The sequence below is a fragment of the Microbacterium sp. NPDC056234 genome, assembly GCF_042267585.1.
In the GTDB taxonomy this organism is placed as follows: domain Bacteria; phylum Actinomycetota; class Actinomycetes; order Actinomycetales; family Microbacteriaceae; genus Microbacterium.
Genome location: NZ_JBHJTE010000001.1, coordinates 1,163,526 through 1,188,194, shown reverse-complemented (window position 1 = coordinate 1,188,194; position 24,669 = coordinate 1,163,526). Strand labels below are relative to the sequence as shown.

Below are 24,669 nucleotides of genomic sequence, written 5' to 3'. Positions count from 1 at the left end.
CAAGGCGGTTCCCGCGGTCGTCACATGAAGGCAGACTGCGAAGACATCAGGATCGGGTCCGACCGATCGCCCTCAGGATCGGAGTTCAACGTGTCGCTCACCGCTGTCGCTCCCGACGTCCGCCTCCCGTTCGCCGGCCGCGGTCCGCTCAGCGAAGCCGTGCTGCGGCATCTCTGCGGCGGTGCGGCGGACGGCGATCCTGGCGCGCTGGCCGCCATGGCACTCGCGCAGACCGCGGATATCGTCCGCGACGACGACATCCAGCTGGCCCTGTTCGCGCTGTACGCCTCGTCCTACGGCTCGATCGATTCGTTCTCGGCGGACGACGAGTGGGATCCGGAGCTGATCAGCACGCGGCGAATGCTCGAGGAGCGGTTCGAGCAGGCCCTGCGAGCGCAGGTTCCGCAGCCGGACCCGCCTGCACACACCGCTGACGCCGTCGCACGGTCGCTGTTCGCGCTGACAGCCGCGGACTCCGGGCCGAGTGTGGCGCGCCACCTCGCGAGGACGGCGACGCCGGAGCAGGCCAGGGAGTTCTTCATCCAGCGCTCCGTGTACACGCTGCGCGAAGCGGATCCGCACTCCTGGGCCATCCCGCGCCTGCACGGACGGGCGAAGGCCGCCCTGGTCGAGATCCAGGCGGACGAGTACGGCGGCGGACGCCCCGATCGCGTGCACGCGACGATCTTCGCCGCCGCCATGCGCGGGGTCGGGCTGGATGACACCTACGCGGCATACGTCGACGACGTCCCCGCGATCACGCTCGCCTCGCTCAACATGATGTCGATGTTCGGCCTCAACCGGCGTCTGCTCGGCGCGATCGTCGGTCACCTCGCCGCGTTCGAGATGACCTCGTCGATCCCGAGCCGCATGTACGCCGACGGCCTGCGCCGACTCGGCTTCGGCGAAGACGTGACCGATTACTTCGACGAGCACGTCGAAGCGGATGCCGTTCACGAGCAGATCGCCGCCCGCGACCTGGCCGGGGCCCTCGCCGAGGACCGACCCGAACTGCTGGCGGACATCATGTTCGGCGCCGCGGCCTGCCTGGCCGTGGACGGCTGGGCCGGTGAGCACATGCTGGATGCCTGGGCGCGCGGCGAATCCTCGCTGCGGGGGAAGGCGAGATCATGATCGGCGAGCGCGTGAGCATCACGCCGTACCCGGACGGTCCGCTGCTCGTTCGCGGAGACGTCGATCTGCGCACTCCGGACGGCGAACCCGTGCAGCGCAACCGCCGCACTGTCGCCCTGTGCCGTTGCGGTCTGTCTGCGATCAAACCGTTCTGCGACGGGACGCACAAAGCGGCCGGCTTCCGGACCGAGGGGGACTGAGGGCCGGCCAGATCGGGACGGCGCGTTCGCGCCGTCCCGATCGTCCGCTTCAGGCCCTGCGGCGCCTCCAGAACAGCACTGCGCCACCCGCGAACAGCAGCACGAGCGCCGTCGCGGCCAGGCCCAGCGGGAGCGAACCGCCGGTGCGCGGCAGCTCGTTCACGCCGGGTGTACCCGGGTGGGCCGGGTCGCCGGCCGCGTTCCCGGACGGATCCGGAGAGGGCTGCTCGGGCGTCGACGGGTCCGTCGGCTGCGCCGGGTCCACCGGATCGACCGGTTCCACGGGCTCGACCGGATCCACCGGGTCCACCGGATCCACCGGGTCCACCGGATCCACCGGATCCACCGGATCCACCGGGTCCACCGGATCCACCGGATCGACCGGATCCACCGGATCAACCGGATCCACCGGGTCCACCGGGTCCACCGGGTCCACGGGATCCACCGGGTCCACCGGGTCCACCGGGTCCACCGGATCCACCGGATCCACCGGATCAACGGGATCCACCGGATCCACGGGATCCACGTCACGCACGATCACTCCGGCATCCCACGTCGGGTCGATGCCCTCGGTCGCCCTGACCTCGCCCCACGGGTAGTCGAGAGTGAGGCGCGTGTTGTCCTCGCCGAGCACGATCGTGGTCGTCAGACCGGTCGCCGGGTCGGCGTCGGAGTCCGCAGCATCGTCATCGCCGGCATCCGCCGTGGTGAAGGTGTAGACCTCCTTCTGCTCGTCGGTGAGGGTGAACTTCACCTGGTACTCGCCCGCCGGCAGCTCGTCGAACATGTAGCGTCCGCGATCGTCCGTCGTGGTCGTGCCGATCACCTCTCCGTCGCGGATGAGCTCGACCGTCACGCCGGGCAGCACCTGCTCGGCGTCGTCCTGGGTGCCGTCCTTGTCCGCATCGATCCAGACGACGTCGCCGATGGCGTACGTGCGATCGGGTTCGACGGTCTCACCAGGAGTGTTGAACAGCACGACATCGGCCGAGCCGCCGTCCTCGCCGACCGCGATCCGGCTCAGCTCGGCAGCCTTCTCGTATCCCGCCGGGGCGACGTCCTCACGCAACCAGTAGACGCCGGGCTCTGCGACGACCGGGGTCGCCCCGTCCGCCGTGACGATCTTGCCGTCTGCGACCCGCAGGCCGCCCAGCACGACCGTGCTCTGATCCGCCGCGAGCACGGAGAACCGTGCACCGGCATCCGTGATCATCTTCGCCGCGTTCGTGCTGTCGCGCTTGAGCAGGCTGAGCGGGTAGTCGTTCGTCGGCGTGATGGTCGCTCCTGCCGCACCGATCACATTCGTGATGCCCATGTTCGGCTCGTGCTCGACGATGCGCACCTTGAAGTGCAGCGCGACCGTCTCACCCGGTGTCACGCGACCGCGTTCGACCGTCACGGTCTCGGCATCCGCGTCGTATGACGCGACGAGCTTCGAACCGGGGATCGCGTAGGCCGATCCCTGGATCGTCGAGCCGGACGCGACGTCATCCACGAATCCGACGAACTCGACACCCTCGGGCAGATCGTCGACCACGTCCTCGACCATGTTCGCGAACGTGCCGTGCGGCATCAGCTCGACGCGGTAGATGAATTCGTCCTCCACCAGCGCGCCTGCGTCGTCCGTCTCGACCCGCAGGTTCGAGGTGAAGGTCCCGGAAGACGCGTCGTAGACGCGCTTGCGCACCTCCATCTCGTTGCCGTAGCTGGTGGCCGTCGTGCTCGTGTCAGAGATGAACACGATCTCCTGATCGGCGCCCTCGTAGCGCGCGGAGTTCACGACGTCGAGCGTCTGCTTGCCCTGCAGGACGTGCGTCGGAAGCGAGATCGTGATGGTCCACGTCCCGGTGTACGGGGCGGACGCCGATGCACCCCACGCCGCCTTCTTGGGGAAGGAACCGTTCGGCGCGATCACGAGATCCCCTGCCTCGTCGATCGACACGTCGAACGTGTCGCCGTCGAGCGGGTGGTTCCAGTCGTACATGCCGGTGATCGACGCCCTGATCTGCGGCAGCGTCTCGTCCGTGACGTCGAACACGTCGTGATCGATGTCGTCGATGATGCGCGAGGTCGCCGCATCGCCGACGCCCTGTCCGATCGTGAACGTGTACGGGATCAGCGCCGAAGTCCCGGAGCTGACCGTGATGGTGCCGCCCTTGGTGGTCTTGGCGAACCTGCTCGGATCGTCGACTCCGCCGTCGGTGTTCTTCGGCACCGTCACAGTCGTCGAAGCGCCCTTGGTCTCGTAGCGACCGTCGGCATAGACGAAGTAGGCGGTGTTGTCGACGCGATACCGGGTCTCGTACTGCGTCTCGCCTGCCGACCACTGCGGCAGGGCGTCGATGGTCGCCTTCGCCGTGAGCGTGTAGCTCTTGGTCGTGTCCTTGCCGATGTTCACGTAGATCGTCCGGCCGGAGATGACGTATGTGTGGACGTATTCGTCCGCCGCGATCGCGTTCTCCGCGTTGCCGGACAGATCGGATGCCGGCGTCAGCGCGATCTCGTCGCCGTTCTCATCCGTCAGGCGGAGGAAGCCGGCGTCGTCGGTGTTCCACGACGCCTGGTCGGCCAGGGTGTCGCGGATCACGACGTTCCGTTCGAGTGCGAACGGCCCGTCGGCGAAGTCAGCGAACACGGTCAGATCGGCTCCCAGGGTGTAGGTCACCGGGACGCCCTCGGTCAAGGTGGCACCCGCTGCGAGCTGCTCATCGAGCGTCACGACTGTCGGATCGGCACTCTTGCGGAACGCACTGCCGGTGGCCGGACGGCCCTGTCCCTTCACCGAGCCGCTGATGCTCGTCGAGGCCGTGCGCTTCTCGCCGTTGATCTCGGCGCCGTTGGTCAGGGCGATCGCATAGTTCCCGCCGTTGACCTTGTCGACGGCATCGTACTCGGCCTGGAGTTCATCCCGGACGGCGGCGAGCGCCTCGGCATCCGCGATGTGCGCCTTGTAGGTGAAGGTGTAGACCGAGTTGGCCTCGGCGTCGAAGTCATACGTGAACGTCGAGCCCGAGATGGCGGGCAGACCATCGAGGGGCGTGGTGACCGGGTTGAGGTCGTTCTCATCGCGGACGACCTTGGACCCTGCCAGCGAACCGTCCACGAGGGCCAGGTGCGCGCCGAGCGTGTCGGCGAGCGTGACCGCGCGGGCCTGTTCGCTCGAGATCGTCACGGTGTAGGGGATCTCGATGTCCAGGACGCTCTCGTCGAAGACGACCGTCCCTTCGACGACCGTGTGCGGGATCGACACCCAACCGACCGACTTGCCCGCACCGTTCGTGGTGTCGCGGGGCGAATCACCGGCATCCGTGACGATGACCGTCTGCGAGGTCTGCTCGCCGTCGACCTCCCAGACGAGGTCGCGGACCTCGGACTCCTCGACGACGTCCACGGTGAACTGCAGATCCAGCACACCCTGATTGACGTCCGCGGGGAACGGATCCCTGAACGTCACGACCAGGCGGCCGGCGTCGTTCATGGCCAGCGACTCGATCGCGGTGTTCCCTGCGGGTACGACCAGCGCCGGGTCCGGGATCGTGATCCCCTCCGGAAGCGTGATCTCCACCACCGCGCCGTCGTCCATGCTCCCGTATCCGAGCTGCAGGTCGTACGTCCCGCCCTCGGTGAGCACGGGCATTCCGTCGTGCGAGCTCCCGGTGTCCACCAGGAACAGCGAGACCTTGCCGCCCGCCGCGAACGCCGGAGTGCTGAGGCCTCCGACGGCGAGCAGGGCGACCAGCACTCCGGCCAGCCAATGCATGAAAGTGCGCGCGCGAGGGCGCGCCGAATCGTCCTTGGACATTTCTCCCCTTGTCCCCAACGCACGCCACCACAGCGCACGAACACACAGAAAGGCGCGTGACAATCACGCGCCTTCGCGATGGCACCGCGTCATGCGGCACCATGATCGACGAGCCATTCGGGCGGCCCGTCATCTGGAGAGACTCGGCCGCCCCCGATCCATTACGCGAAAGCGCATCCTTTCGCTCTCCGGAACGGATGCCGCTGTCAAGGGCCTCGCCCGGAGCGCAGCCACCAGCCACTCTCGAACGATGACTTCGACGACGGAGAACCCGTGAAAGCGCTCACCTGGCAAGGCACCCGGCGGGTGACGGTGAAGGACGTGCCGGAGCCGGTGATCCAAGAGCCGACCGACGCGATCATCCGCATCACCTCGGCGGCGATCTGCGGCTCGGATCTGCACCTGTACGAGCTGCTCGGCCCCTACCTGGATCGAGGGGACATCCTCGGCCACGAATCGATGGGCGTGGTCGAGAAGGTCGGCGACGAGGTCACCCAGCTCGCCGTCGGCGATCGGATCGTGGTGCCGTTCAACATCGCCTGCGGGCACTGCTTCATGTGTCGCAACGGTCTGCAATCCCAGTGCGAGACCACCCAGGTGACGGAGTACGGCAGCGGGGCGGCGCTGTTCGGCTACACGAAGCTGTACGGCCAGGTTCCGGGTGGCCAGGCCGAGTACCTGCGCGTGCCGCTGGCGGACTACAACCACATCCGGGTGGGCGGCGCGCTGCCGGATGAGCGGTATCTCTTCCTCAGCGACATCCTCCCGACCGCCTGGCAGGCCGTCGAATACGCGCAGGTGCCCGAAGACGGCACGCTAGCCGTTCTCGGCCTGGGTCCCGTCGGGCAGTTCGCGTCCCGGATCGCGGTGTATCGCGGCTACCGCGTCGTCGCCATCGACCCCGTGCCGGAGCGCCGCGCCATGGCGGAGCGGCACGGCGTCCTCGCGTACGACCTGACCGATTCGATCATCGACGAGCTCCGCGACGCGTCCGACGGCAGAGGACCGGACTCGGTCATCGACGCTGTCGGGATGGAAGCGCACGGTCACCGCGGTGTCGCGCTGGTTCAGCGTGCGACCGGGATGCTCCCGGACGGCATCGCCCGCGGTGTCATGGACAAAGCGGGCATCGACCGCCTCGGCGCTCTGTACGGCGCCATCGATCTCGTTCGGCGCGGCGGGACGGTGTCGCTCAGCGGCGTCTACGCCGGCGAAGCGGATCTGATGCCCATGAAGACGATCTTCGACAAGCAGATCGCGCTGCGAACAGGGCAGTGCAACGTCAAACGCTGGATCGATGACCTGATGCCCTTGGTCGAGGACCCTCTGGACCCGCTTGGTGTCATGGATCTCACGACGCATCGCGCTCCACTCGAGGATGCGCCAGCGCTCTATTCGACTTTCCAGCGCAAGGAGGACGGCTGCATCAAGGTCGTGCTGCGCCCGGCGTCTTAGCGGTCGGTCCGGGTTTCGCACCCAGGTGGACGCGACGGCGGGAGTCGAACCCGCAGCGCTCTCAGGTATGAACTGGAGCCCGGACCGCCCGGATCGCCGCGATGTCTTGCAACGCGATCGACGTTACCCGGCCGTGATCTGCGGGGCCAGGGATGCAACCTGGGATAACCCTATGAGTCAGCGGATGACGCCTCGTGACGCGGCACCGGCGGCTCGGCGTCCAGCGCCTTCAGCACCCGCGCGAGCGACTCGCGCAGCTCGGAGCGACCCGGCTCGGGGAAGTCCGTGGCGAAGTCGACCCCCGCCGGGATGTAGAGCATGCCGTAGAGCGCCTCGCGCCAGTCGCCGCCCCCGATCGGCCAGCGCGTGCGCCCATCGCCCTCCGCCGTGGCACCCTGCGCCCAGACGCCGAAGTGCTCCTGCATCTGCTCGAAGGGCAGGTCCATGACGACGTCCGCTTCGATCTTCTGCGGCGACCACGACGTCGCGAGCAGAATGCGCTCGGCGACCTCCTCCTCCGTGATGTCCCGCCTCGTGAACAGCACGCGGGTGTGTTCGACGTCCTCGATGCGATCCACCCGGAACGTCCGCCAGTCGTCACGGTCGAGATCCCAGCACAGCAGGTACCATTTGCGTCCGGCCGGCGACAGCACATGCGGTTCGACGCGACGGGTGCTCTGATTCCCCTGCCCGTCGATGTAGCGCAACCGCACGCGTTCGCCGTCCCGCGCCGCCAGCGCGAGTTCGCCGAGCACCACCGGTGATGCGGCGGGACCCTCGCCGATGCGCGCCGGCTGAACGGCTCCGGCGAGCGCGTTCACCCGACGCCGCAGCGCCGAAGGGAGCACCTGCTCCAGCTTCGCGAGCGCCGTGAGAGTCACTTCGGCGCCGCCGACGAGCTGCTGCGTCGCCGCGACCCGCAGCCCGATCGCCATCGTGACCGCCTCGTCGTCCGTGAGCAGCAACGGCGGCACGGCGCTTCCCGCTTCGAGGCGGTACCCGCCTGCTGCTCCGGGAGCGGACTCGACGCGGTAACCGAGTTCGCGCAGCCGATCGACGTCGCGTCGGACGGTGCGCTCGGTGACGTCGAGTCGTCTGGCGAGCTCGGCACCGGACCAGTGGCGGTGCGTCTGCAGCAGATTCAGCAGGGCGAGTGCACGAGAGGTGGTGTCGGTCATGTCAGCAAGATTGCCAGATCATGCGGACAGGATCTGTCCGCATGATTTTCTACTCTCGCTCCATGGCACACGAACACATCATCGAGACCGAAGGCCTCACGAAGGTCTTCACCGTCAAGAAGGCCGAGGTCGCCGCTGTCACCGACCTCACCTTCGCAGCGACCAAAGGAGAGCTCGTCGCCTTCCTCGGGCCCAACGGGGCCGGCAAGTCGACCAGCCTCCGGATGCTCACCACGCTGATCCCGCCCACCTCGGGCACCGCCCGCGTGGTCGGACGCGACATCCGCACGGATGCCGCGGGCGTTCGCGCCAGGATCGGTTACGTCGGACAGCTCACGAGCGGCAGCTTCGCCCAGCGCGTCCGCGACGAGCTGCTCAGTCAGGGCGCCTTCTACGGGATGACGCGGCGCGACAGCATCCGTCGGGCGGACGAACTGATCGAATCGCTCGATCTGGGCGGGTTCGCGACGCGCACGGTGCAGCAGCTCAGCGGTGGTCAGAAGCGGCGGCTGGACATCGCGCTCGGGCTCATGCACGCACCACCCCTGCTCTTCCTCGACGAGCCGTCGACGGGTCTCGACCCGCAGAGCAGGGCGAACCTGTGGGAGCACATCCTGCAGTTGCGTCGTCAGCACGGCACGACGGTCTTCCTGACGACGCACTACCTCGAGGAGGCCGACCGCTACGCCGAGCGGGTGATGGTCATGGATCGCGGCCGCATCATCGCCGACGACCACGCCGATGCCCTCAAGGCGACACTCGCCGGCGACGTGCTCACCTTCGGCTTCGCGGATGCCGCGCAGGCATCCGCCGCACAGCCGATCGTCGCCCGCCTCACTCCGCGCGAGGTGACGCAGGACGGCGCTTCGCTCGCGCTCGCGGTTCCCGACGGCGATCGACTGCTGCCGGTGATCGTGCGCGAGCTGGATGCCGCCGGGATCGCCGTCGGACGGGCGACCGGCGTTCCGCCCACCCTCGACGACGTCTTCCTCGCCCTCACCGGGCGCACGCTGCGCGAGGCGGGCGAGGGCGGCGACGCCACCGGCGACGACGAGGACTCCTCCACCGACGACACCATCATCAAGACAGGAGCGCTCTCATGACCGCCACCGACACCCTCGTCCGCGCCAACCTCGTGCGCGACACCCGCAACGTGCTCGTCCGCGAACTGCGGCCGACACTGCGCGACCCGTTCACGCTCATCTTCAGCCTGCTGCAGCCGCTCGTGTTCCTCGGGCTGTTCGCGCCGTTGCTGATCGGCTCATCCGGCCAGCCCGCTGGCGAGACGCTGCAGTGGTTCGTTCCGGGCGTCCTCGTGATGATCGTGCTGTTCGGCACGGGCGCGACCGGGTCGAATCTGCAGTACGAGATGATGACCGGTTCGCACGAGCGGACGCTGGTCGCACCGCTCGGACGCTCCTCGCTGCTCATCGGTCGGGCGCTGAAGGAGATCGCGCCGATCGTCGTGCAGGCGCTGATCATCGTGCTCATCGCGTGGCCGTTCGGCTTCACGATCAATCCGCTCGGTCTGCTGGCCGGTCTCGCCCTGCTCGCGGTCTTCGGCGTCGGTCTCGGCTCGCTCTCCTACGCGCTGGCGCTCGCGACCAAGGACAGGGAATGGCTGTTCTGGGGCGTGCAGCAGTCGCTGATCTTCCCGCTGCTGATCCTCTCGGGGATGCTTCTGCCGCTGGATGACGGCCCTGGCTGGATGCGCGTCGTGGCCGGAGTGAACCCGGTCAACTGGGTCGTGCAGGCCGAGCGCGCCCTGTTCGCCGGCGACTACGGCAACACCGCGGTCGCGTGGGGCTGGCTGGCCGGCCTCGCTGTGGCAGTGGTCGGGTTGCTGGTCGGCATCCGCGCGATCCGTCGCAGCAGTTGAGCCGGCCTGTGCGGCATCCGGACTCAGGATGCCGCACAGGAGGGCCGCCTAGACTTGGCGGGTGAAGATCCCGCCCCTCCTCGTGTACTCCGTGCTGCGCCTGCTGGCGTTCGTCGTTCCGCTCGCGGTCATGTGGCTGTTCTTCCCGATCCTGCGCGAGTACTGGTGGCTGACCGCGATCTTCGCCGCGCTCATCGGCGCGAGCATCTCGTTCCTGTTCCTGCGCAAGCCCCTGACAGACGCGTCCACGGACATCCACCAGCGCCGCTCCGGTCAGAACCGCACCAGCACCGCCGCAGAGGATGCGGCGGCCGAGGACGCGGCGACCGACTGACCGGGCGCGGTCGCCGAGAGCCGTCCGTCAGCCGACGAACGCCCAGTACAGCGCGCCGGCGTACAGCAGCGCCGTCAGCGACGTGAGCCCGAGCGCGATCACGAGCTCGTTCGCCTTGCGATAGCTCCACACGATCGCGAGTGCGGGCAGCCCAGCCAGCAGCGCGAGCAGCGCCAGCCAGGCGATCGGGTACAGCAGGGCGATGAAGCTCGAGATCAGGAACGGGACGATGAGGAACAGCGAGTAGAGCACCTGCGTCGCCCGCCTGCCGATCAGCACGGTCAGCGTGCGCTTGCCCGCGACGCGGTCCTGATCGATGTCTCGCAGGTTGTTCGCGAGCAGCACGCCGCATGCGAAGAGCCCGGCGGCGATCGCGCCGAGCCAAGCCTCCTGCGGCAGCGCGAACGCCTGCACCCAGGTCGTGCCGAGCGTGGCGACCAGGCCGAAGAAGACGAAGACGAAGACCTCGCCGAGCCCGAAATAGCCGTACGGCCGCTTGCCGCCGGTGTAGAACCAGGCGGCGATGATGCACACGGCGCCGACGGCCAGCATCCACCACTGCTGCGTGCGGATGACGATCGACAGACCGGCGACGGCGGCGAGCGCGAAGAAGACGAGAGCGACGATCAGCACGCTCTTGGCGGGAACGCGACCGGATGCCGTCAGGCGCGCAGGGCCCACACGATGGGCATCCGTGCCGCGGATCCCGTCGGAGTAGTCGTTCGCGAAGTTCACGCCGACCTGCAGCAGGACGGCGACCGCGAGGCACGCGAGGGCGATGACCCAGTGCAGGTTCGGATCGACGAGCTGTGCGGCTCCTGTGCCGATGACGACCGGAGCGATCGCGAGCGGCAGCGTCCGCAGCCGCGCGGCACCGACCCAGTCTCGGAGGGTCACCGGGGGCGCCTCGACGATGGGCCGCTTGGCCGGGTTGCCGCTCGTACGAGGACGCTTCTTGGAAGAACGATTGCTGGATGCCACGGGGGAATCATAGTGGCCGCACTGATGCGCCCCGCGGCGCGCCGCGTCAGCGTCGCTGGAACGTGACGTGCGTGACGCCGCTCTCGGCGACCTCGCTCGTGACCTCGTAGCCGTCCTCGAGTCCGCGCAGCCCCTCCCACAGGCGAGTCCCCTGTCCGAGCACGATCGGGACGACCGCGACATGCAGGCGATCGACGAGCCCGGCGGCGAGGAACTGGCGCACGACGTCGACGCCGCCGCCGACGCGGACATCCGCGCCGCCGGCCGCCACGGTCGCACGGTGCAGCGCCTCCTCAGGCGAGGCGTCGACGAAGTGGAAGACCGTGCCGTTGTCGAACTCGATCGACGGCCGCGGGCGGTGGGTCAGCACGAACACCGGCATCGCGAACGGCGGCTCGTCGCCCCACCATCCGCGCCAGTCGGGGTCGTCGCCGTAGATGTGCAGGCCGAACATTCCCGCGCCCATGATCTCGGCTCCGACGCCCTCGAAATACGCCGACGCGTACTTCTCCTCCACACCGGTCGTACCGGCCCCCGAGGTGTCGCCGAAGACGCGCGCCTGCATGGTGCGGGTACCGGTGTACGCCGCGACGAGGCGCATCCAGTCCTTGCCGATCGGGTCGTCCGGCGTCTGGTCGGCGGTTGCGGCGAAGCCGTCGAGGGAGATGTTGAGATCGATGCGTACGGTCACGGTCATTCCTTCCCGTCGTTCGGGTTCGTCGCCTTGCCGTCGAGCCACAGGGTGTCCGTGGCATCGGCGTGCGTGCCATCGGTGCCGACGTGCTTGGCGCTGATCTGCGGGCCCTTGGTGATGACGTGCACGAGTGCCATCCCATAGCCGCGCGAGAGGTCGTAGTCGGCCTTGAGCCATTCGAGGATCGGCGTCGCCTTGGTGTCGGCGCCGAACCCTTTCTCGGCGGCGAGTTCGAGGAACCGACGTGGGGTGAGACCGGTCTTGGTCTCGATGTTGTCGAGGTATGCCTGGAAGGACATCTGTTCTCCTGTTTTCTTCAATCCTCGTCGAGGAACGTCTGGATCATGATGGCGGATGCGTGGATGCAGAGGATCCGCAGCACGCCGGCGCCGGCGTTCACGAAGCCGTGCGGGACGTGCGCCGCGACCGTCGCGGTGTCTCCGGCGCACGCGTCGAAGACCTCTGCGCCTCGGGTGATGCGCGCCGTGCCCTCCAGGACCACCCAGGTCTCGGAGTAGGGATGCCAGTGCAGACCCGGGCCCTGGCCCGGTTCGTTCTCGACGTAGAAGTACGACACGTCGGCGCCGTGCTCTGCGCCGACGAACTTGCGGCTGCGGCCGCTGCCCATGCGGATGTCCGCGGCGGCGACGACCCCTGGGGGAAGCGTTGTGCTGTTCATGGCTCCAGTCTCGACACGGTGTCGACGGCATCCTAGAGTTTCGATGTGGATCGAAACTCTCGTCCGATCGAAGGCATCGAGCACCCGGATCACCGCGTCGAGTTCCAGCTCAGCCCCGGAGACATCCAGGCCGTGCGCTTCGGCATCTCCCCCGGTCACGAGCTCGCCCACGCGGTGCGGGTGCTCCTGCGTCCCGCCCAGCATCCGCTGCAGTGGGGCTGGCTGCGCTCGGTACGGGATCGGCTTCCTCGCGAGAGCTTCACTCTGCTGGCGACGGTGATCGGCGAGGACGGCTACCTGCCGGACTTCCTCACCGCCACTCCGCACTGGGACATGACAGCCGACGCCGAGCTCGACGCGTTGCGCACGGCGGCCCTCGAGCCGATGCGCGTCGACTTCGGGAAGATGGTTCTGCGCTCACGCGGCGCGAGACAGCAGACCCTGCGCGAGATGCAGGCGCACCCGCTGCGCGCTCGGCGGATGATCGCCGACGCGTGGTCGGACGTCTGGGACGCGGTGCTCGCCCCGGTCTGGCCGCAGCTCGAGCGCATCCTGCGCGCCGACATCGCGACGCGTTCCCGGACGATCGCGGCATCCGGGATCTCCACCATGGCCGGCGACCTGCACGAACGCGTCAGCTGGGGCGACGGCGCGGTGCGCGTGCGGCTGCGCAAGCACAGCGAGCAGGTCGACTGCCGCGGCAGCGGACTCGTCCTCGTGCCCTCCGTGATGTCGTCATGGGGATGCATGGTGCTGACCGAGCCTCCCGCACAGCCCACGCTCTTCTACCCGGCCCGCGGAGTCACAGCCGGGTGGGCGCGCGACGCGACGGAGATCGCCGCGGCGCTCGGCGCACTGCTGGGTCCGGCGCGCGCCGGCATTCTGCTCGCGGCCGGCTCGGCTCGCACCACCTCACAGGTGGCGAAGGATGCCGAGATCGCCGTGTCGACGGCATCCCACCACCTGAGCGTGCTGCGCGATGCCGGCCTGATCGCCAGCGAACGCGACGGCAACCGGATGCGGCATCTGCGCACCCCGCTCGGCGAGGCGATGGTGGGTGCGGTGCTGTGAGCCCCTACTCGGCCGGGACGATCGGGCGGTGTTCGTAGAACGTCTGCAGGACGACGGTAGTGCGCGTGCTGACGTTGGCGGCGAGTCTGATGTCGCGGACCAGTTCCTCGAGGGCACGCGGCGTCGGAACGCGGACGAACAGCATGTAGCTCGCAGCACCGGCGATCGAATGGCAGGCCTCGATCGCGGTGAGGTGCTCGAGCAGCTCGGGGGCGTTGTCGGGCTGGGCGGGGTCGAGCGGCGTGATCTCGATGAACGCCGACAGCGGTTTGCCGACCTGCTCCGCGTCGATGAGCGCGCGGTAGCCGGTGATGACGCCGCGCGATTCGAGGCGCTTGAGGCGCGATTGGACCGCCGACGTGCCCAGGCCGACGGCCTCGGAGAGGTGCGCGAGCGTGGCGCGGGCGTCGCGGGAGATCTCGGCGATGATCGCGCGGTCGACAGCATCTTCCATACGTGGAAGAATATCGGCAATCTCTTGTATTCGCCGGAGATTTTCCGCCCTACCTCGGAATCGGAGGTCCCGATGCCCACTCTTCCTGCTGCCAAGGCCATCATCGGCGAACCCGAGGTCGTCGAGGACGCCGCCATGGCCGAGGCCAGTGACGCGTGGCGGATGCTGAAGGAAGCGGCGATCGCGATCCGTGAGCTCCAGGTCAAGGACGGCTCCATCCCGGATGCCGCGGACCACCCCGCCGCACGCGGGCACGTCGGGGCGATCATCGCCGGGATCCGCGCCCTCTCCCCCGCCTTCCCGCATGACGCGGAGTACCTCGCCGCCTCGGTGCAGGACTTCCGGCGCTGGGCGGACTCCGGATTCGGCGCGCCCGACTTCCTCGATTCGCTCGTCGCGTTCCAGCCGCAGCAGCACCGCATCGACGGCATCCGTCATCTGGTCGTCTTCCCGATGTACACGCAGAACGGCTCGTCGGACCGGCTGGTCGAGGCGCTGATCGTGCAGGCGATCTGGCCGGAGTTCATCGCCGACCTGGAGGCCGGCGACTACGGCAACACGCTGTTCGTGTCGCTCCGGCTCATCGACTTCACGCCCGGCTACGACACGAACTCTGCGGTGCTGTTCCCCGAGACGGTCGCGATGCGCGAGATCCCGCCGTTCACCTGGGGCGCGATCTTCCAGGACCGCGAGGCGGCGCGCTACCGGCGCGTGGTGCGTGCGGCATCCGAGATCACGAAGCTCGAGCTGCCGGCCGAGGCGGCACGGATGCTGGACGATCAGGATCTCACCGAGCAGACGTTCGTGATGTGGGACATCATCCACGACCGCACGCACATGCGCGGCGACCTGCCGTTCGACCCGTTCATGATCAAGCAGCGCATGCCGTTCTTCCTGTACTCGCTGGAGGAGCTGCGGTGCGATCTGACCGCTTTCCGGTCGTCGGTCGCGATTCAGAAGCGGCTCGCCGCGCGGGTCGACTCGGGCGAGGAGCTGTCGGATGCCGAGCAGCAGATGCTCGAGCACGCCGAGCTCGTGCAGTACGCGGTGATCTTCGACCGGATCTTCCGGTTCGCGATCACCGGGTCGCGCGTGCGCAACTACGACGGACTCGGTGGGCAGCTGCTGTTCGCGTGGCTGCACCAGCGTGGAGTGCTGCACTGGACGGACACCCGGCTCGCGTTCGACTGGTCCGAGGTTCCGGATGCCGTCATCGCACTGGGAGCCGCGATCGACGAGCTGTACTGGCGCTCGATCGACCGGCCGAAGACCGCGCACTGGCTGGCGGCGTATGAGCTCGTCAGTTCGGTGCTGACGCCGAATCCGGCGTCCGTCTGGGCACGGGGGCTCTCGGACGAGGTGCTCGCCGGCCCGCCCAAGGGATACACCGATGCCGTGCTCGACGACGAATTCCCGCTGTCGATGTTCTTCGAGGCACTGGAGAAGAAGATGCGCGACGTGATCGCGTCGACGGCGGGGATCCGCGGGACCGACTGACCGCGGCCGCTGCGGCCGGCGGGGCCGCGGGGCCGCCCATCGGGTCGGATGAGAGGCGGGCATCGGTCCGCCACCGGGGTTCTCTCCGACACTGGAGCGAGGATCACGAGAGGAGCCGATCATGAGTGCAGCAGGACGCGTCGTGGTGATCGCGGGGGCGACGAGCGAGGCAGGGCTCGCAGTCACGCGCGCGCTGGTGGGGGCCGGGGCGCGCGTGGTGGCGACCGGGCGCTCCGAGGCTCGACTGGAACCGCTGCGGGATGCCGGAGCGCAGGCCGAGGTGGCCGATGCGACCTCCCTCGACGCGATGACGTCGCTGGCAGCGAAAATCGGACCGGTCGACGGCGTGATCCCGCTCGTGGGCGGATGGCGGGGCGGCGGCGGTCTCGCAGGACAGAGCGACGAGGACCTCGACGCTCTGCTTCCCGCGTTGCAGGCCGTGCGCGCGACGAGCCGGGCCTTCGATCAGCTCCTCCACGGATCGGACGCCGGGCGCTTCGCGATCGTGTCGTCGACGGCTCTCGCGCGCCCCCTGGCCGGCGGCGCGAACTATGCCGCGGTGAAGGCCGCGAGCGAGGCGTGGGCGCGTGCTGTCGCGCACGGTTTCGCCAAGGCCGCGCGGGATGCCCAGACGCCGCTGCACGCGGCATCCGTCATCTTCCGGGCGAAGAGCCTGGACCCGGAGGCCCTCGCCTCAGCAGTGGTCGCCTTGTGGGACCGCGGTGCTGCGGATCTCAATGACACGGTCATCGAGCTCTGAAGGGTTCGCGCTCAGCGGTCGCGGTGCTCGGGCACCTCCGGTGGCGTGCCGCGCACGGGTGGTGGCGCATCCGGCGTGTAGGTGTCTGCCCGCGTCGCGTCCGCGTCGGTCTTGGACGGCGCCGTCTCGACGTCCGGACCCACCTCCTGTTCGGGGGCCGTGGCGTACAGCTCCGTGAGCTTGCGATAGGAGCGGGTGAAGAAGGCGAGGCCGCCGATGATCACCATGACGATCCCGGCGAACAGGCAGATCAGCGCGATACCGCGGGCGTCGCCGTCGCCGAGCAGCCAGCCCCACTGCTGCTGGCCTGGCGCCGTCTCCATGTAGGGGATGATCCAGAACTCCGCGATCGGCGCGATGAGGAACGCAGTGATAGGAGCTGCCGCCGCCTCCATCGCCGCCGCGACACCGAACACCCTGCCCTGGCGCTGGTACGGCACGACCTTCTGGATCACCGTCTGCTCCGCAGCCTCGGCCGGCGGCACGAGCATCATGTAGAACCACATGCCGATGACGTAGAGCGGCCACCATTCGCGCAGCATGAACACCGCTCCGAGCAGTCCCATCGCCATGACGACGAGCAGCAGTGTGCGCACGGGCCGTCTGCCAAGACCGAACTTCGCCACCAGCGCGCCGCCGATGAGGAAGCCCGTCGACGCGAACGCCAGCGCGAAACCCCACACCTGCGGGCTGAAAAGCGTCAGTCCGTACGGGTCCATCAGCGCCATGTAGACGCCGCCGATGAGGTTGTTGAACGTCGAGAAGATGATCAGGGCGAACAATCCCGGCGCGAGCCGGATCGCGCGGACGCTGCCGCGGAAGTCGAGGGCGCTCGAGGCATCCGGATCCGGGTGCGGCTCCTCCTCGGGGATCCGCACGAAGAGCAGGTGCACGAATGTCAGCCCCATCGCGACGATCGCGATGACGAGCGTCCACCCCATTCCGAGGAAGCCGATCGAGAGCCCGGAGAACACGCTCGTGACCAGGAACGCCAGCCCCTGCACCGTGCCGACGAGTCCGTTGGCGTTCGCGCGCTTGTCCTCTTCGATGAGCAGGGTCACCGTGGTGGACAGCGCGATGTTGCGCAGCTGTTCGATCACTCCGCCGAACAGGATGACACCCGAGAACACCCAGAACCACGGCCCCCCGAGGTTCAGCAGCTGCGACTCCGGCTGCCACATGTAGAGGACGCCGGCCACGCCGAACGCCACCGCCGAGATGACGCTGGAGAGCACCATGACGGCGTGTTTGCGATGGCGGTCGACGATCGTCCCGAACACCATCGCGAAGATCGCGACGAACAGCATGTAGGCGCCGCCGATGATCCCGGTGGCGAGCACGGACTGCGTCTCGATGTACACCCAGAAGGTCAGGGCGAACCAGAGGAAGCTCGTCGTCACGTTCGCGATGAGCGTGTTGACGAGGACATTCGCGAAGGCGCGTTTCGCAAGCGTGCGATCCATGGATCCGAGAGTAATGGGGACCGCGGACATCCGACATAGGCTTGTCTGGTGAGCACCCTTCATGACCCCGCGATCCGGGGCTTCGCGTCGGACAACTACTCCGGCATCCACCCCGAGATCCTGGCCGCCATCGCCGCCGCGAACGACGGACACCAGGTCGCCTACGGCGAGGACGTCTACACCCAGCGTCTGCAGGAGGTCTTCCGTTCGCACTTCGGTGCGGATGCCGAGGCGTTCCCGGTCTTCAACGGCACCGGTGCGAACGTCACCGGCCTGCAGTCCATGCTTCCTCGCTGGGGTGCGGTGATCTCGGCATCCAGCGCCCACATCAACGTCGACGAGGGCGGCGCGCCCGAGCGGATCGGCGGCTTCAAGCTGCTGACCGTGCCGACCGACGACGGCAAGCTCACCCCTGAGCTCGTGGACCGCGAGGCCTGGGGCTGGGGCGATGAGCACCGCGCTCAGCCGCTCGTCGTCTCGATCACCCAGTCCACCGAGCTGGGGACCCTGTACACCCCCGAGGAGATCCGCGCTCTCGCGGATCACGCGCACGGACACGGCATGAAGCTGCATCTGGACGGCGCCCGGATCTCGAACGCGGCTGCCGCGCTCGATGCGCCGCTCGCCGCCTTCACGCTCGATGCCGGGGTCGACGTGCTCAGCTTCGGCGGGACGAAGAACGGTGCGATGCTCGGCGAGGCCGTGGTGGTGCTGAATCCCGAGGCCTCGACCGGTCTGATCTACTCGCGCAAGTTCAACATGCAGCTCTCGTCGAAGATGCGCTTCGTCTCCGCGCAGCTGATCGCGCTCCTGGAAGGCGACCTGTGGCTGCGCAACGCCCGCCACTCCAACGCGATGGCCCGGCGTCTGCGCACCGGAATCGAGGCGGGGCTCGCCGACGGCTCGGTCCGCGGCGTCGAATTCACCCAGCCGACCCAGGCCAACGGCGTCTTCGCGACGCTCCCCGATGGCATCGCCGACCGCCTCCGCGAGTCCTTCCGCTTCTACGACTGGGATGCCGCGCGCAACGAGGTGCGCTGGATGTGCAGCTTCGACACCGCCGAGAGCGACGTCGACGCGTTCATCGCCGAGGTCGGTCGGCTGACCACCGCGTGACCGACTGGGAGGGCGCGTTCAACCTGCGCGATCTGGGCGGGCTGCCGGTGACCGGCGGCGGAACGACCGCGCACGGCCGCGTCTACCGGTCGGGCCGACCGGAGACCCTGACGGATGCCGGATGGAGCGCCCTGCGCGCCGCCGGCGTCCGCACGATCATCGACCTGCGGAACGCTCCGGAGCGCCAGCGGCGCGACACCGACCCGGTCCTCGCGACCGAGCACGTCGAGGGTGTCGTCGTCGTGCACGCCCCGACGGAGGACCCTGACGATGCGGAGTTCATGCGCGTCTGCGGACCCTGGCTCGATCACCCTCGCTCGTATGCCGACAACACGCGGATGTACCCCGAACGTTTCGCCGCCGTGTTCACCGCGCTGGCATCGGCCGAGGGCGGTGCGCTGTTCCACTGCGCCGGAGGGCGAGACCGCACGGGCATGATCGCCGCGATGCTGCTGACGCTGGCGGAGGTCGAGCGCGAGTCGATCCTGCTCGACTACGCCGCGGGGTTCCGCGAGGCCAGCCGCCGGCACTCCCGCGATCTGCCCGCGGTGCCGCTTCCCGGTCAGGGCGGCTACGTCGAACCGAAGTTCAGCGACGACGAGATCGAGGAGCGCATCGCGGAGCGTGTGGCCGCGCTCGGCGAATGGCTCTCGCACCTGGACGTACGTGCCTATCTGCGCGATGCCGGCGTGACCGGATCGGACGTCGACGCGCTGGCGCGCAGACTCCGCCGCTGACCGACCCGCCGGACGCCCGAAACCCCGCCCGACCGCCGAGACCTCTCGATCTCGGCGTGTTCCAGGCGGGGTTTCGCCGCTCGAACGGGGTTGCGTGGAGTTCCGCGCTCAGCGGCCCGGCTTGGCACCCGGGACGTCGACGTCCGTCCACACCAGACGGTGATCGCTCGACGGGAACGGGTAGACGCCGGTCAGCGCCGCGAGCGGGTCGGCCTGCTCTGGCCAGAACACCGCCGACTCGATGATGCGGATCTGTCGACTGGGCAGCACGTAGTCGACCCGGAGGTTTCCGGGCGGTTCCGAGAAGTCCGCGGTGTCCTGCGCGGCATCTCCGGTGTGCTCGGCATTGATGCCCGCCTGCAGAACGGATGCCTCGGCCCCGCCGGAACTCGTCGGCACCGCTCGGGTGTTCACCGCCGCATGCTCGAGCAGCTGGTCGATCGCCCCCGCCGTGGAGTCGCCGTCGTTCGGGTCGGCGTTCTGGTCGCCGGCGATGACGAACAGGTCACCGCCGCGGAGTCCGCCGCTGCGGCCCGCGTCGTCGACGATGTACGAGCCGGTGGAGCCGCCGGAGATGTAATCGGCCCAGAACCGGATCTCGTCATGGTTGCGCGTGCCGTTGCGGTCCTCCGGGCCGTCGAAGGTCGGCGGCGTCGGATGCGACACGAGGAAATGCACGGTCTTGTTCTTCGACACCTGCACCGGAACGTCCCAGTGCGACTTGCTGGACAGCGGGAAGGCCGCGAGCTCCTCCTCCGAGTAGAAGTCGGCGGGCTCCGGCGTCGCCGGATCGTCCGGCAGCAGCGCACCGGGCATGTCCGCCCAACGGAAGTTCTGGAACGTGCGAACGGCCGTCTCGTCGATCGGGAACCGGGAGTACACCGCCATGCCGTACTGACCGGGGAAGAGCCCGAAGCCCCAGGCGTCATCTCCTCCTGAGACCTGCCCGTCGCCGTTGAGGTCGAACCCGCTCGGCACGCCGGTGTTCACCGGAGCGGTGTAGCGATACGGGTATGCAACCGGCTCGGCGTCGCCGTGCGGCACCGAGAGGTAGTTGTCCTGGAAGAGGCTCAGGGCCTCCCCTTCGGCGTCGTAGTCGAACTCGTTGATCAGCAGCACATCGGGGTTCGCGCGCTGGATGATCTCGGCGACCGCGTCCGCCTGCGCGTTGCCCGGCGCAGACAGGTCGCTGACCAGTTGACCTTCCGCGCCGCGATTGAGCGAGGCGTTGAACGTGGCGAATCTCGCATCGATGCGAGACGCTGATGGCGCCGCATCCGTGTCGGTTGCCGCGGGCTGCGCGGCGAGGGCGGGAGAGGCGAGTCCCCCGGCGAGGACCAGGGCGCCGGCGATGCCTGCCGCGCCGAGATGACGTCGTGTTCTGCTCATGCCCGCAGGCTAGCGTCGACCGGTGACGTCGCGGTGAACGACGTCGTCAGCGGCCGAGCGCGGCGAGCACCTCGGTGAGCGCGTCCGCCTCGCCGACATTGCCCGGCACCACGACGTACAGCTTCTCCGCGCCTTCGGCGGAGACCAGATCCCACACCGAGATGCCGGGCAGAACCTGGCCGCGCACCTGCGCTCGAACCGCGCCGACACCCGTGCGCGCGAGCTCCGCGGAGGTGATTCCGCCCTTGGCGATGACCGCCTCGACCTCGGGGACCAACTCCCGCACTGCGACCGTGAGCGCGCGCATCACCAGCTCGCCGTGCCGGAGGGTGTTGTGCTCGGGGCGCCGGTGCCGCTCCGTCGTGACGATCGCGAGCCCGCCGTCGCGCAGCCGCCCTCTCGCCTGCTCGGCGGCGGCGTTCCCCGCCGCCACGGGGTCGGTGAACGCATCCTGGGTGGGGATGACGATGGCCGGGCCGTGCACGGCGGTCACGGCATCCAGTTGGGCCGTGGCACCCGCCGTATGCGAGCCGCAGGCCAGCAGGGTCGGTACCGGCGCGGAGACGAGCGGATGCCGGAGCAGCCCGTCGCTCTGCACGTCGGCGAGCGCGGCGGCCAGCGGAGCAGCGCTGCGAACGACGACCGACCGACCGGCGCGGCGCGCACTCGCGATCGCTTGCGCGATCAGACGGATGTCGTCGTTCGTCACCGCATCCGGCAGCACGACCGATCCGGCCGGTGCCATCGCGATCACCTCGCCGGCAGATCCTGAGCGCAGCGCCTCCACGTCGATGCCGACTGCGGCGCGGCCGGACTTCTCCGCCACGTACTCGGCGAGCACGCCGGAGGCGAACGGAAAGACCGGGTCCTCGGCGTACTCGGTCCCGTGCGCGGGGACGTCCACTCCGTCCGCGCGGACGAGATGCACGCCATCGACGGTCGTCCTGCCGCCGTCCGGGAAGGCGGGGCTGAACACGATCACCGCGTCATCGTCGAGGAACTGCGCGGTCTCGGCGAAGACGTGGCCGCGCAGGGTCGAGTCCCCGCGCAGCACGAACTGCACCTGCTCGCCGAGATCAGCCGCGGCCTGACGCGCGGCGTCGCGCACGTCGGACACCAGCGCCACCGCAGATGCCTCGTCGATCGCGCGAGAGTTCGTCTGGACGTAGACGCTGTCGGCGTGTTCGAGGGCTTCGCGGATCAAGTCGGCGTCGTATTCGAGAAGGACGGTCACTCCCGAAGCCGACTGCGTGCCGGTGGGATCGTCGTCGAGCACCACGGTCTTCATCGTGCTGTCCCTTTCTGCAGTGAGTCCGACGGCCGGGTCGGGACGCGCATTCGTCGCGCGTCCCGACTCCGATCGGATCGGGGGTGTCAGTGCCCCGGAACGGGCTCTTCGACCAGGAGTGCGTCGGCCTTGGAGCTGAAGTAGCGCGTGGCCCACATCAGGATGGCGCCGAGGAAGCCGAACACGCCGAGCGAGACGACGCCCCAGGCTCCGCTGTCGGTCGGGATCGCCTCGTTCACGCCGGTGCGCATGATCGGGGCCACGAATCCGCCGAGGTTTCCCAGCGAGTTGATGAGACCGATGCCGGTCGCCGCTGCGGCGCCCGTGAGGAAGGACGTCGGGAACGACCACGTGATCGGACCGGTGGACAGGAACGCCGCCACCGCGACCGTGATCGCGAAGATTCCCAGCAGGCTCTGCCCGTTCGCTCCGGCCCAGGCCGACACCAGGATCGCGATGCCGGTGATGAGGAAGAACATCGTCCCCCAGTTGCGGCGGCGCCTGACCGATGTGGCGTACTTGCCGACGTAGTAGCAGGCGAACAGACCGACCGCCCACGGGATGGCCGAGACGAGACCGACCTGCCATCCGACGTCCTGGCCGATGAGTCCGGCCACCTGCTGCGGCAGGTAGAACGTCGTGCCGTACACGGCGATCTGCAGGCAGAAGTAGATCGCGGTGAAATACCAGACCTTCCAACTGATCAGAGCCGCGCCGATGCCGCGAGGGCCGTCGGATTCCTTGACGGCGTCCTCGTGCTCCATCACCGCCTTCAGCGCATGCTTCTCGTCATCCGTGAGGAACTTCGCCTTCTGCGGCGAGTCCACCAGGAAGAAGAAGGCCGCGACACCGGCGAGCACCGCCATCATGCCCTCGACGAAGAACATCACCTGCCATCCGGCCCACGGCGTGAACTGCTCGCCGAAGCTGATGAGTCCGCCGGACAGCGGGGCGCCGAGCATCTGCGAGAACGGCTGGGCCAGGTAGAACAGCGCGAACATCTGCACGCGGCGCTTGTTCGGGAACCACTGCGCCAGGAACATGATCACACCGGGGAAGAGTCCTGCCTCGGTCACACCGAGCAGAAAGCGCAGGATGATGAACATCGTCTCGCCGTTCACGAACGCGAACAGCGAGGCGACGATGCCCCAGGTGATCGCGATGCGGGCGAGCCAGAAGCGCGCACCGAACTTGTCCAGCAGCAGGTTCGAGGGGATCTCGAACAGCGCATAGCCGATGAAGAAGATGCCGGCACCCAGCGCGTAGGCTCCGGCGGAGATCCCGCGGTCGACCTCCATGGCGGCTTCGGCGAAGCCGACGTTGGTTCGATCGAGGAATGCGACGAAGTACAGGATGATGAGCATCGGCATCAGGCGGAAGGTCGCCTTCCGGATGCCGCTGGTCAGGTGCGGGCTGTTGAGCAGACCCTGCGCCACGGTGACGTTGGCGCGCGTCGTCTCGCCGAAATCGGATGAGGACACGGTGACTCTCCTTTGAGCAGTCGGGGGTTCGCGGGAAGTGGGGGCGTCAGCTGCCCAGCGCCGGGATGATCATGACGAGGCCGACGGCCACGCAGATCAGCCCGAGCACCAGGAAGGCGATGCGCCCTTTGGACCAGGATCGGGACATCGGACTCACCGCCCGGCCACGGCAGCGCTTTCACGCCACCGCTCGTGGTCGAGAGCGCGAGGGTTCAGTACCGTCGCCGGAATCCCGCCGCGTGAAGCGGTGATCATGGCCTCGTTGGCGCTGGCGACGACGGCCGCGGTGTAGTCCGCCGTCCAGCACAGCGCGTGCGGTGCGAGCGTGACGTTCTCGAGATGCAGCAGAGGATCATCGGACGCGGGTGGTTCGGGGTCGAACACGTCGAGCCCAGCGGCCCGGATCGTGCCGTCCTGAAGCGCAGCCGTCAGCGCGCCCTGATCGATCAGGGCGCCACGTCCGACGTTGACGATCGCGGCGCTGGGTTTCATCCTGCGCAGTTCGGCCGCACCGATCATGCCCCGTGTCGAGGCATTCAGTGAGGCGCACAGCACGACCACATCCGCTGTCAGACCGTCATCCAGCGAGACGATCGGGATGCCGAGGCGATCCGCGTCGGGGCTCGATCCGCGGCGGTTGACTCCGACGACGCGGAACCCGGCACCCAGCAGCATCCCGGCCAACTCGGCTCCGACGCTGCCGAAGCCGACGATCGCCACGGTCGATCCGTCGGTGGCCGTCCCTCGCCAGCGACCACGGTCCTCCCACCGATCCTCGACGACGATCGAGTGCTTCTGGACGAGGTTGTGCGTGACCGCCAGGATCAGCGTCAATGCGGCGAGCGCCAGCGGACGTCGGATGGCGTCGGGCGTATTGGTCACGATCACGCCCGCATCGCTGCACGCTTCGAGGTCGATGGTGTCGTAGCCGGCACCGAACCGTGCGACGTGCCGCAGTCGCGGGGGGGGGGGGGGGGGGGGGGGCCCCCCCCCCCGGGGAACAGCACGACTTTAAGGCGGCTAAGGGGGGGGTGTGGGGGCGGGTTGGGGGGGGGGGGGGGGGAGATAGGCGGTAAT

23 protein-coding genes and 1 tRNA gene are annotated in these 24,669 nt (G+C 68.6%); 11 read left to right on the top strand and 13 right to left on the bottom strand.

What is annotated here, in order from left to right:
- Nucleotides 1–90 precede the first annotated feature (90 nt).
- The gene (locus ACFCYE_RS05620; RefSeq protein ID WP_376177045.1) at nt 91–1,134 is read left to right on the top strand and encodes an iron-containing redox enzyme family protein; all 1,044 of its coding nucleotides are present in this window, start codon (nt 91–93) and stop codon (nt 1,132–1,134) included.
- The gene (locus tag ACFCYE_RS05615; protein WP_376177043.1) at nt 1,131–1,334 is read left to right on the top strand and encodes a CDGSH iron-sulfur domain-containing protein; all 204 of its coding nucleotides are present in this window, start codon (nt 1,131–1,133) and stop codon (nt 1,332–1,334) included. Before ACFCYE_RS05620 ends, ACFCYE_RS05615 begins: the two co-directional genes overlap by 4 nt.
- A gap of 49 nt (nt 1,335–1,383) precedes the next feature.
- Here the strand turns inward: ACFCYE_RS05615 and ACFCYE_RS05610 are convergent, their stop codons facing one another.
- Entirely contained in the window at nt 1,384–5,136 is a 3,753-nt protein-coding gene (locus ACFCYE_RS05610) for an SdrD B-like domain-containing protein (protein WP_376177041.1), read from the bottom strand.
- Between the two features lie 273 nt (nt 5,137–5,409).
- Between ACFCYE_RS05610 and ACFCYE_RS05605 the strand changes: the two genes are divergently transcribed.
- Complete coding sequence (locus ACFCYE_RS05605) at nt 5,410–6,591, top strand: zinc-dependent alcohol dehydrogenase (protein WP_376177039.1); 1,182 nt, start codon at nt 5,410–5,412, stop codon at nt 6,589–6,591.
- 26 nt (nt 6,592–6,617) lie between these two features.
- Here the strand turns inward: ACFCYE_RS05605 and ACFCYE_RS05600 are convergent.
- Both ACFCYE_RS05600 and ACFCYE_RS05595 read right to left on the bottom strand, forming a co-directional pair.
- Nucleotides 6,618–6,692, bottom strand: a tRNA-Met gene (locus ACFCYE_RS05600).
- A gap of 69 nt (nt 6,693–6,761) precedes the next feature.
- Nucleotides 6,762–7,769: a helix-turn-helix transcriptional regulator gene (locus ACFCYE_RS05595; protein WP_376177037.1), complete on the bottom strand. Its 1,008-nt coding sequence runs from the start codon at nt 7,767–7,769 to the stop codon at nt 6,762–6,764.
- 62 nt (nt 7,770–7,831) lie between these two features.
- Between ACFCYE_RS05595 and ACFCYE_RS05590 the strand changes: the two genes are divergently transcribed.
- From ACFCYE_RS05590 to ACFCYE_RS05580, 3 genes are all read left to right on the top strand, one after another.
- The gene (locus ACFCYE_RS05590; protein ID WP_376177035.1) at nt 7,832–8,872 is read left to right on the top strand and encodes an ABC transporter ATP-binding protein; all 1,041 of its coding nucleotides are present in this window, start codon (nt 7,832–7,834) and stop codon (nt 8,870–8,872) included.
- Nucleotides 8,869–9,648 carry an ABC transporter permease gene (locus ACFCYE_RS05585; protein WP_376177033.1) on the top strand — a complete coding sequence of 260 codons (780 nt, stop codon included), beginning with the start codon at nt 8,869–8,871 and terminating at the stop codon, nt 9,646–9,648. Before ACFCYE_RS05590 ends, ACFCYE_RS05585 begins: the two co-directional genes overlap by 4 nt.
- A gap of 61 nt (nt 9,649–9,709) precedes the next feature.
- Nucleotides 9,710–9,982: a DUF4229 domain-containing protein gene (locus ACFCYE_RS05580; protein WP_376177031.1), complete on the top strand. Its 273-nt coding sequence runs from the start codon at nt 9,710–9,712 to the stop codon at nt 9,980–9,982.
- 27 nt (nt 9,983–10,009) lie between these two features.
- On the opposite strand, the gene ACFCYE_RS05575 is transcribed toward ACFCYE_RS05580, so the two are convergent.
- The 4 genes from ACFCYE_RS05575 to ACFCYE_RS05560 are packed head-to-tail and all read right to left on the bottom strand — an operon-like array spanning nt 10,010 to nt 12,336.
- Entirely contained in the window at nt 10,010–10,963 is a 954-nt protein-coding gene (locus ACFCYE_RS05575) for a 1,4-dihydroxy-2-naphthoate polyprenyltransferase (RefSeq protein WP_376177029.1), read from the bottom strand.
- Between the two features lie 46 nt (nt 10,964–11,009).
- Nucleotides 11,010–11,654 carry a dihydrofolate reductase family protein gene (locus ACFCYE_RS05570; protein ID WP_376177027.1) on the bottom strand — a complete coding sequence of 215 codons (645 nt, stop codon included), beginning with the start codon at nt 11,652–11,654 and terminating at the stop codon, nt 11,010–11,012.
- A gap of 2 nt (nt 11,655–11,656) precedes the next feature.
- Nucleotides 11,657–11,956: a DUF4287 domain-containing protein gene (locus ACFCYE_RS05565; protein WP_376177025.1), complete on the bottom strand. Its 300-nt coding sequence runs from the start codon at nt 11,954–11,956 to the stop codon at nt 11,657–11,659.
- A 17-nt stretch (nt 11,957–11,973) separates the two neighbouring features.
- Nucleotides 11,974–12,336, bottom strand: a complete 363-nt coding sequence (locus tag ACFCYE_RS05560; protein ID WP_376177023.1) for a cupin domain-containing protein — start codon at nt 12,334–12,336, stop codon at nt 11,974–11,976.
- Nucleotides 12,337–12,381: 45 nt separating this feature from the next.
- Here ACFCYE_RS05560 and ACFCYE_RS05555 point away from each other — a divergent pair, with 45 nt between their 5' ends.
- On the top strand, nt 12,382–13,407 hold the full coding sequence (locus tag ACFCYE_RS05555) for a DUF5937 family protein (protein ID WP_376177021.1): 1,026 nt from the start codon (nt 12,382–12,384) through the stop codon (nt 13,405–13,407).
- 4 nt (nt 13,408–13,411) lie between these two features.
- On the opposite strand, the gene ACFCYE_RS05550 is transcribed toward ACFCYE_RS05555, so the two are convergent.
- The gene (locus ACFCYE_RS05550; RefSeq protein WP_376177019.1) at nt 13,412–13,861 is read right to left on the bottom strand and encodes an Lrp/AsnC family transcriptional regulator; all 450 of its coding nucleotides are present in this window, start codon (nt 13,859–13,861) and stop codon (nt 13,412–13,414) included.
- Nucleotides 13,862–13,933: 72 nt separating this feature from the next.
- Here ACFCYE_RS05550 and ACFCYE_RS05545 point away from each other — a divergent pair, with 72 nt between their 5' ends.
- Both ACFCYE_RS05545 and ACFCYE_RS05540 read left to right on the top strand, forming a co-directional pair.
- Nucleotides 13,934–15,358, top strand: coding sequence for a DUF6421 family protein (locus ACFCYE_RS05545; protein WP_376177017.1), 1,425 nt, complete (start codon nt 13,934–13,936; stop codon nt 15,356–15,358).
- Nucleotides 15,359–15,479: 121 nt separating this feature from the next.
- Entirely contained in the window at nt 15,480–16,118 is a 639-nt protein-coding gene (locus tag ACFCYE_RS05540) for an SDR family NAD(P)-dependent oxidoreductase (RefSeq protein ID WP_376177015.1), read from the top strand.
- A gap of 11 nt (nt 16,119–16,129) precedes the next feature.
- On the opposite strand, the gene ACFCYE_RS05535 is transcribed toward ACFCYE_RS05540, so the two are convergent.
- Nucleotides 16,130–17,581, bottom strand: coding sequence for an MFS transporter (locus ACFCYE_RS05535; RefSeq protein ID WP_376177013.1), 1,452 nt, complete (start codon nt 17,579–17,581; stop codon nt 16,130–16,132).
- A 48-nt stretch (nt 17,582–17,629) separates the two neighbouring features.
- Here ACFCYE_RS05535 and ACFCYE_RS05530 point away from each other — a divergent pair, with 48 nt between their 5' ends.
- Together ACFCYE_RS05530 and ACFCYE_RS05525 are read left to right on the top strand one after the other, a co-directional pair.
- Complete coding sequence (locus tag ACFCYE_RS05530) at nt 17,630–18,697, top strand: threonine aldolase family protein (RefSeq protein ID WP_376177011.1); 1,068 nt, start codon at nt 17,630–17,632, stop codon at nt 18,695–18,697.
- Nucleotides 18,694–19,434, top strand: coding sequence for a tyrosine-protein phosphatase (locus ACFCYE_RS05525; protein ID WP_376177009.1), 741 nt, complete (start codon nt 18,694–18,696; stop codon nt 19,432–19,434). The genes ACFCYE_RS05530 and ACFCYE_RS05525 overlap by 4 nt, the downstream gene beginning before the upstream one ends.
- Nucleotides 19,435–19,542: 108 nt before the next feature.
- Here ACFCYE_RS05525 and ACFCYE_RS05520 read toward each other — a convergent pair whose 3' ends face one another.
- The 4 genes from ACFCYE_RS05520 to ACFCYE_RS05505 all read right to left on the bottom strand — a co-directional run bounded on the left by ACFCYE_RS05520 (nt 19,543) and on the right by ACFCYE_RS05505 (nt 24,549).
- Nucleotides 19,543–20,823 carry an endonuclease/exonuclease/phosphatase family protein gene (locus tag ACFCYE_RS05520; protein ID WP_376177007.1) on the bottom strand — a complete coding sequence of 427 codons (1,281 nt, stop codon included), beginning with the start codon at nt 20,821–20,823 and terminating at the stop codon, nt 19,543–19,545.
- Between the two features lie 46 nt (nt 20,824–20,869).
- On the bottom strand, nt 20,870–22,111 hold the full coding sequence (locus ACFCYE_RS05515; RefSeq protein ID WP_376177005.1) for a four-carbon acid sugar kinase family protein: 1,242 nt from the start codon (nt 22,109–22,111) through the stop codon (nt 20,870–20,872).
- A gap of 86 nt (nt 22,112–22,197) precedes the next feature.
- Nucleotides 22,198–23,592, bottom strand: coding sequence for an MFS transporter (locus ACFCYE_RS05510; protein WP_376177003.1), 1,395 nt, complete (start codon nt 23,590–23,592; stop codon nt 22,198–22,200).
- Between the two features lie 153 nt (nt 23,593–23,745).
- A complete protein-coding gene (locus ACFCYE_RS05505; protein WP_376177148.1) occupies nt 23,746–24,549 on the bottom strand; it encodes an NAD(P)-dependent oxidoreductase in 804 nt (267 codons plus the stop codon).
- Nucleotides 24,550–24,669: the final 120 nt, after the last annotated feature.

Excerpts from the sequence above, each read along its gene's own strand:
- ACFCYE_RS05595 (WP_376177037.1), bottom strand. The coding sequence starts at position 7,769 with ATGACCGACACCACCTCTCGTGCACTCGCCCTGCTGAATCTGCTGCAG.
- ACFCYE_RS05535 (WP_376177013.1), bottom strand. The coding sequence starts at position 17,581 with ATGGATCGCACGCTTGCGAAACGCGCCTTCGCGAATGTCCTCGTCAAC.
- ACFCYE_RS05515 (WP_376177005.1), bottom strand. The coding sequence starts at position 22,111 with ATGAAGACCGTGGTGCTCGACGACGATCCCACCGGCACGCAGTCGGCT.
- ACFCYE_RS05590 (WP_376177035.1), top strand. The coding sequence starts at position 7,832 with ATGGCACACGAACACATCATCGAGACCGAAGGCCTCACGAAGGTCTTC.
- ACFCYE_RS05545 (WP_376177017.1), top strand. The coding sequence starts at position 13,934 with ATGCCCACTCTTCCTGCTGCCAAGGCCATCATCGGCGAACCCGAGGTC.
- ACFCYE_RS05540 (WP_376177015.1), top strand. The coding sequence starts at position 15,480 with ATGAGTGCAGCAGGACGCGTCGTGGTGATCGCGGGGGCGACGAGCGAG.
- ACFCYE_RS05585 (WP_376177033.1), top strand. The coding sequence starts at position 8,869 with ATGACCGCCACCGACACCCTCGTCCGCGCCAACCTCGTGCGCGACACC.
- ACFCYE_RS05550 (WP_376177019.1), bottom strand. The coding sequence starts at position 13,861 with ATGGAAGATGCTGTCGACCGCGCGATCATCGCCGAGATCTCCCGCGAC.
- ACFCYE_RS05560 (WP_376177023.1), bottom strand. The coding sequence starts at position 12,336 with ATGAACAGCACAACGCTTCCCCCAGGGGTCGTCGCCGCCGCGGACATC.
- ACFCYE_RS05615 (WP_376177043.1), top strand. The coding sequence starts at position 1,131 with ATGATCGGCGAGCGCGTGAGCATCACGCCGTACCCGGACGGTCCGCTG.
- ACFCYE_RS05610 (WP_376177041.1), bottom strand. The coding sequence starts at position 5,136 with ATGTCCAAGGACGATTCGGCGCGCCCTCGCGCGCGCACTTTCATGCAT.
- ACFCYE_RS05565 (WP_376177025.1), bottom strand. The coding sequence starts at position 11,956 with ATGTCCTTCCAGGCATACCTCGACAACATCGAGACCAAGACCGGTCTC.
- ACFCYE_RS05520 (WP_376177007.1), bottom strand. The coding sequence starts at position 20,823 with ATGAGCAGAACACGACGTCATCTCGGCGCGGCAGGCATCGCCGGCGCC.